This is a genomic window from Streptomyces sp. AK02-01A, from assembly GCF_033795305.1.
Taxonomy (GTDB): domain Bacteria; phylum Actinomycetota; class Actinomycetes; order Streptomycetales; family Streptomycetaceae; genus Streptomyces.
On record NZ_JARBAE010000094.1, the window covers coordinates 1 to 6,859 of the forward strand.

Here is a 6,859-nt window from a genome sequence, read left to right on the forward strand (position 1 = left end):
GTTGTCTCGACCTGTGTGTTCAACAATGGTTTTCGTCGGCACGGTCTGAGGTGTATAAAGGACGGGTTCTGTGGGGGCTAGGGGGTGGGGGCTGTTGCTGTGCAGGAGTTGTCGGACGCGCGTCGGCGTGGGCATGACGTTGTGGCGGTGGTGCGGGGGAGCGCGGTCAATCAGGATGGTGCGAGCAATGGTCTGACGGCGCCGAACGGTCCGTCGCAGCAGCGCGTGATCCGGCAGGCCCTTTCCGGTGCGGGTTTGTCGGCGGCGGATGTGGACGCGGTGGAGGCGCACGGTACGGGCACCAAGCTGGGTGATCCGATCGAGGCGCAGGCGCTGCTGGCGACGTATGGCCAGGAGCGTGCGCCCGAGCGGCCTCTGTGGCTCGGCTCGGTGAAGTCGAACATCGGTCATACGCAGGCTGCGGCGGGTGTGGCTGGTGTGATCAAGATGGTGCTGGCGATGCGGCATGGTGTGTTGCCGAGGACGCTGCATGTGGATGAGCCGTCGCCGCATGTCGACTGGTCCACAGGCGCGGTCTCGGTGTTGTCCGAGGCAGTGGAGTGGCCGGAGACGGCGGAGGATCGTCCGCGTCGGGCGGCTGTCTCGTCGTTCGGTATCAGCGGTACCAACGCGCACATCATTCTTGAACAGGCGCCGGTGGTCGAGGTGGTCGATGGTGCCGCTGTCGAGGAGGACCAGGGCCCCGTACCGCTGCTGCTCTCGGCGAAGACCGACGACGCCCTGCGCGCCCAGGCCGACCGCCTGCGCACCCTGCTCGCCGGCGACGGGGCGATCACGCTCACGGATGCCGGACATACGCTGGCGACCCGGCGTGCCGCCCTCGACCACCGGGCCGTGCTCATCGCCGCGGACCGTACGGAAGCGCTGGCCGCGCTTGAGGCGCTGAGCCTCGGTACGTCAGCTCCCGGCGTGATCACTGGAAGTGTGACGGACACCCGGGGGCGTACCGCCTTCGTCTTTCCCGGCCAGGGCTCGCAGTGGGTCGGCATGGGCGCCGAACTGCTCGACTCCGCACCGGCCTTCGCCGCGTCCATCGAGCGCTGCGAGGCGGCGCTGAAGCCTTATGTGGACTGGTCGTTGAGCGAGATGCTGCGCGGTGGTGCGTTGGACCGGGTGGAGGTGATTCAGCCGGTTTCGTGGGCGGTGATGGTGTCGTTGGCGGAGTTGTGGCGGTCGGTGGGTGTGGTGCCGGATGCGGTGGTGGGGCATTCGCAGGGGGAGATCGCGGCTGCCGCGGTGTCGGGTGCGTTGTCGTTGGAGGATGCCGCGCGGGTGGTGGCGTTGCGTTCGCAGGTGATCGCCCGGGAGCTGGCGGGGCTGGGAGGTATGGCCTCCATCCCGCTGCCGGTCGACACCGTACGCCAACGCCTCGCTGATACAGCCGGGTTGAGCGTCGCCGCCGTCAACGGCCCCGGCTCCACGGTGGTGTCCGGTGACGCGACGGCGGTGACCACCTTGGTGGCCGCGTACGAGGAGGAAGGCGTGCGGGCCCGGCGGATTCCGGTGGACTACGCGTCGCACTCCGCTCATGTGGAGCGTATCGAGGCCGAGTTGGCGCAGGTGTTGGCCTCGGTCGAGCCGCGGGCGCCGAAGGTGCCGTTCCTGTCGTCGGTGACGGGTGAGTGGATCGGTTCGACCGATCTGGACGGTGGTTACTGGTATCGCAATCTGCGTCGGACGGTCGAGTTCGAGACGGCCGTACGGACCCTGGTGGCGGAGGGGTTCGGCACCTTCGTCGAGTCCAGCGCACACCCTGTACTGACCGTAGGTGTCCAGGAGACCGTGGAGGCCGCGGTGGTGACCGGCTCGCTGCGGCGCGACGAAGGCGGGATCGGACGGTTCCTGGTCTCGGCGGCCGAGCTGTCCGTCCACGGCGTGGCGGTGGACTGGGCGGCGTACTTCGGCTCGCTCGCGCGACACCCCGCGGGGCCCGTCGAGCTGCCCACCTATCCTTTCCAGCACCAGAGCTTCTGGCTGACGGACGACGGAGCCCCGGGCGACGCGGGCGATCTGGGCCTCGCCCCCGTCCACCACCCGCTGCTGGGCGCCGCGCTCACTCCGGCGGGCCGTGACGGTCTGATGCTCACCGGACGGCTGTCCTTGCGTACGCACCCCTGGCTGGCCGACCACGCCGTGCTGGACACCGTGCTCCTGCCGGGCACCGCGTTCGTCGAGCTGGCGCTGCACGCCGGAGACCGGGTCGGCTGCCCGGACGTGGAGGAACTCACCCTGCACGCGCCTCTGCCGATCCCCGAAACAGGCGCGATTCGGCTCCAGTTGGAGGTGGAGAGCCCCGACGGCACGGGACGGTGCGCGTTCGCCGTGCACTCCTGCCCGCAGGACGACACCGGGTCCGGCGAATGGACCCGCCATGCCTCCGGTTTCCTGGTGGCCGACGCGGCGGCCGGCCGGGCCGCCGAGGCACCATCCGGACTGGAGGTCTGGCCACCGGCCGGTGCCGAGGCGCTCCCGGTGCAGGACTGGTACGAGCGGCTGGAAGCCGGCGGCTACGGCTACGGTCCGCTGTTCCAGGGGCTGCGGGCCGCCTGGCGGCTGGGCGAGGAGACCTACGCCGAGGTGACGCTGCCCGAGGAAGCGGTCGGCGAGGCCGGAGCCTTCGGCATCCACCCCGCACTGCTGGACTCGGCGCTCCATGTGCTGGGAGTGGGACAGGCCACGCGGGACGACGCGGCGGCCGAGGACGACGGCGTGCGGCTGCCGTTCGCCTGGACCGGGGTGTCCTTGCACGCCACCGGCGCCTCTCTGCTGCGGGTGCGGCTGACGCCCGTCGGCGAGGACGCCGTCGCACTGCGGATCGCCGACGCCGAGGGCGCTCCGGTCGCCACCGTCGGATCACTGGTCTCCCGCGCCATCCCGGCCGCGCAACTGGCGGCCGAGCGTGACGCCCGTACCCGCCGCGACGACGCGCTCTTCCAGGTGGACTGGGTCCCGGCGCCGCAGGCGGCAGACGCGGGCCTGTCGGAAGCGGGCGTCTGGGCCGTGCTCGGCGCACCGGACAGCCCACTGGACCTGGCCGCGGCGCTGTCCCCGACCCTGCCGGTCCTCGCGTACGACTCGCTGGCGGCGCTCGGCGAGGCCGTCGAGTCCGGCGCGCCGGCACCCGATCTGGTGCTCGCGCCCTGGGTGTCCGCCGCTGAGGGCGGATCCGAGGCGTCCGACGCCCAGGTGCCCGAGCGGGTGCGCGCGGCGCTCGGCGCGATGCTGGAGACGGTACAGGCCTGGCTCGCGGACGCCCGGTTCGAGCAGTCCCGACTGGTGGTCGTCACGCGCGGCGCGGTCGCCGCCGGGACGGAGGAACCGGTCGGCGACCTCGCGCTCGCGCCCGTATGGGGCCTGCTGCGCTCGGCCCAGTCCGAACACCCCGGCCGCCTCCTTGTGGTCGATGTGGACGAGTCCGTGGACTCCCTGGCCGCCCTGCCGGCGGCCGTGGCCGGTGATGACGGGCAGATCGCCGTACGCGACGGCACGGTGCTGGTGCCCCGCCTGGCACGCGTGGCGCCGCCGACGACGCCGACAACGCTCGATGTCGGTGGCGAGGGGACGGTGTTGGTGACGGGTGCGTTGGGGACGCTGGGCGGTCTGGTGGCGCGGCATCTGGTGGTGGAGCACGGCGTGCGGCGTCTGTTGTTGGTGAGCCGTCGTGGTTCGGCGGCGCCGGGGGCTGTGGAGTTGCGGGCCGAGTTGGCCGGACTGGGCGCGGAGGCGGTGTTCGCGGCGTGTGATGTGTCGGATCGCGCTGCGGTGGCGGGTCTGCTGGCGTCGGTTCCCGTGGAGCATCCGTTGGTGGCGGTGGTGCATACGGCGGGTGTGCTGGATGATGGTGTGTTCGCGGGTCTGACGCCTGAGCGCCTGGATGGTGTGCTGCGTCCGAAGGTGGATGGTGCCTGGCATCTGCATGAGCTGACGAAGGATCTGGACCTGGCCGCGTTCGTCCTCTTCTCCTCGGCTGCCGGCACGCTCGGCAGCCCCGGACAGGCCAACTACGCCGCCGCCAATACGTTCCTCGACGCGCTGGCCCAGCACCGGCGCAGCCGGCGGTTGCCGGCGACCGCCATCGCGTGGGGGCAGTGGGGCCAGGCCAGCGGAATGACCGGCCATCTGCGTACCGGGGATCTGGCCCGGATCTCGCGCTCCGGCTTCACCTCCATGACCTCCGAACGAGGTCTGGAACTCCTCGACGCGGCGCTCGCCGCCGACCGTCCTGTCGCCCTCGCCGCCGAACTCGACCGGGCAGCGCTGCGCTCCCAGCCCGTGCCTCCGGCGCTGTTCCGCGGCCTGATCCGCACCACGGCCCGGCGCACCGCCAGCGGGGCGTCCGGTGCCCGGACGCTGGCCCAGCGACTGGCCGCGACCCCCGAGGCCGAGCGGCAGCCGATGGTGGTGGAGTGGGTACGCGGCGAGGTCGCCACCATCCTGGGGCACACCTCGGCCGCGCTGGTCGACACCGACCTGGCCTTCAAGGAGCTCGGCTTCGACTCCCTCATGGCCGTCGAACTCCGCAACCGACTCAACGCGCTCAGCGGATTGCGACTGCCCGCCACGCTCGTCTTCGACTATCCGACCCCGACCGCGCTCGCCGCCCACCTCCTCGCCGGCATCGCGCCGGCACCGACCACCCCCGCCGCCTCCGTACTGGCCGAACTCGACGCTCTGGAAGCCTCGTTGGCCTCGCTGGCCGCCTCCACCGACGGCCCGGCCGACGCCGCGTCCGGCACCGACGGACCGGATGTACGAGTCCAGGTCGTCCAGCGTCTGCAATCGCTGACGGCGACTCTCACCGCGGCCCACGGCGGCGCGCCGGGCGAAGCGGACGGTGTGGCCGACCAGATCGAATCGGCGTCCACCGCCGAGATCCTGGACTTCATCGACAACGAACTCGGCCGCAGCAACTCGCGCTGACCCTGGTTTGACACGGGCTTGAGGAGATGAACCCCGAATGCCGAACGAAGAGAAGCTCGTCGACTACCTGAAATGGGTCACGGCCGATCTGCACCAGACCCGACGCCGGCTCCAAGAGGTCGAGTCCGAGCGACGGGAGCCCATCGCCATCGTGGGGATGAGCTGCCGCTACCCCGGCGGAGTGACCTCACCGGACGAGCTGTGGCAGCTTGTCGCCGACGGCACCGACGCGGTGTCCGGCTTCCCCGAGGGGCGCGGCTGGAATGTGGCGGAGCTCTACGATCCCGACCCCGACAGCATCGGCAAGACGTACGCCCGCGAGGGCGCGTTCCTGCACGACGCCGACCGCTTCGACCCCGGGTTCTTCGGCATCAGCCCGCGCGAGGCGCTGGCCATGGACCCGCAGCAGCGGCTGCTTCTGGAGGCATCCTGGGAAGCGGTCGAACGGGCCGGCATCGACCCGGCCACGCTCAAGGGCAGCCGGACCGGCGTCTTCGCCGGAGTGATGTACGGCGACTACGCCACCCGACTGCGCAAGGCACCCGAAGACCTGGAGGGCTTCCTGGGCAACGGCAGCGCCGGAAGCGTCGCCTCCGGTCGCATCTCGTACACCTTCGGCTTCGAAGGACCGGCGGTCACGGTCGACACCGCGTGCTCCTCCTCTCTGGTCGCCCTGCACCTCGCCATCCAGGCACTGCGCAACGGTGAGTGCGAACTCGCCCTGGCCGGCGGGGTGACGGTACTGGCGACACCGGGCACCTTCATCGAGTTCAGCCGCCAGCGCGGCCTCGCTCCCGACGGCCGCTGCAAGTCCTTCGCCGCCGCCGCGGACGGCACCGGCTGGGGCGAGGGCATCGGCCTCCTTCTCGTCGAACGCCTCGCGGACGCGCGCCGCCACGGCCATCCCGTACTCGCCGTCGTCCGTGGCAGCGCCGTCAACCAGGACGGCGCGAGCAACGGGCTGACCGCGCCCAACGGCCCCTCCCAGGAGCGCATGATCCGGCAGGCCCTTTCCGGTGCGGGGTTGTCGGCGGGTGATGTGGACGCGGTGGAGGCGCATGGTACGGGCACGAAGCTGGGTGATCCGATCGAGGCGCAGGCGTTGCTGGCGACGTATGGGCAGGGGCGTGCTCCGGGGCGGCCTTTGTGGCTGGGTTCGGTGAAGTCGAATATCGGTCATACGCAGGCTGCGGCGGGTGTGGCGGGGATCATCAAGATGGTGTTGGCGATGCGGCATGGTGTGTTGCCGAGGACGTTGCATGTGGATGAGCCGACGCCGCATGTGGATTGGTCAGCGGGGGCTGTTGAGTTGCTGACGGAGGCGCGGGAGTGGCCGGAGACGGACCGTCCGCGTCGGGCGGCGGTGTCTTCCTTCGGCATCAGCGGCACCAACGCCCACGTCATCCTCGAACAGGCGCCGGTCGAAGAGGCGACATCGGAGGAGGAGTCCGACGCGGTCGCTCCGAGTGGCGTGCTGCCGTGGGTGCTGTCCGCCAGGAGCGGTCCGGCCCTGGCCGGCCAGGCCGAACGGCTCTGTGAACACGTAACCGGGGACGCTGAACTACGCCCGTCCGACATCGCCTTGTCCCTCGCGACCACGCGTGCGGCCTTCGCCCATCGGGCCGTCGTCCTGTCCGGGGACCGCGAGGGATTCCTGGCCGGGCTGAAGTCTCTGGAGCGCGGTGAGCCGTCGGCTTCGGTGGTGCGGGGCGCGGTTGGCAGGCGTGGGTTGTATGCGTCTTTCCCGGTGTTCGCTGAGGCGTTTGATGCGGTGGGTGCGGCGTTCGACGGGTTGCTGGGGCTTCCGTTGGGTGAGGCGGTTGGTGGTGGGGTGGTGCATGAGACGGGGTTTACGCAGCCGGGGTTGTTTGCGGTGGAGGTGGCGTTGTTCCGGTTGTGGGAGTCGTGGGGTGTGGTT

Annotated in this window: 1 protein-coding gene and 1 pseudogene; both read left to right on the plus strand. The window is 70.9% G+C overall.

Annotated features, from left to right (window positions below; genetic code table 11):
• Positions 1-81: 81 nt before the first annotated feature.
• Positions 82-4,941 (plus strand): annotated as a pseudogene (locus tag PV679_RS35635) (SDR family NAD(P)-dependent oxidoreductase); the annotation flags it as partial.
• A gap of 37 nt (positions 4,942-4,978) precedes the next feature.
• Positions 4,979-6,859: type I polyketide synthase (locus PV679_RS35640; protein ID WP_319685435.1), on the plus strand; the 1,881-nt coding region annotated here is incomplete at its 3' end.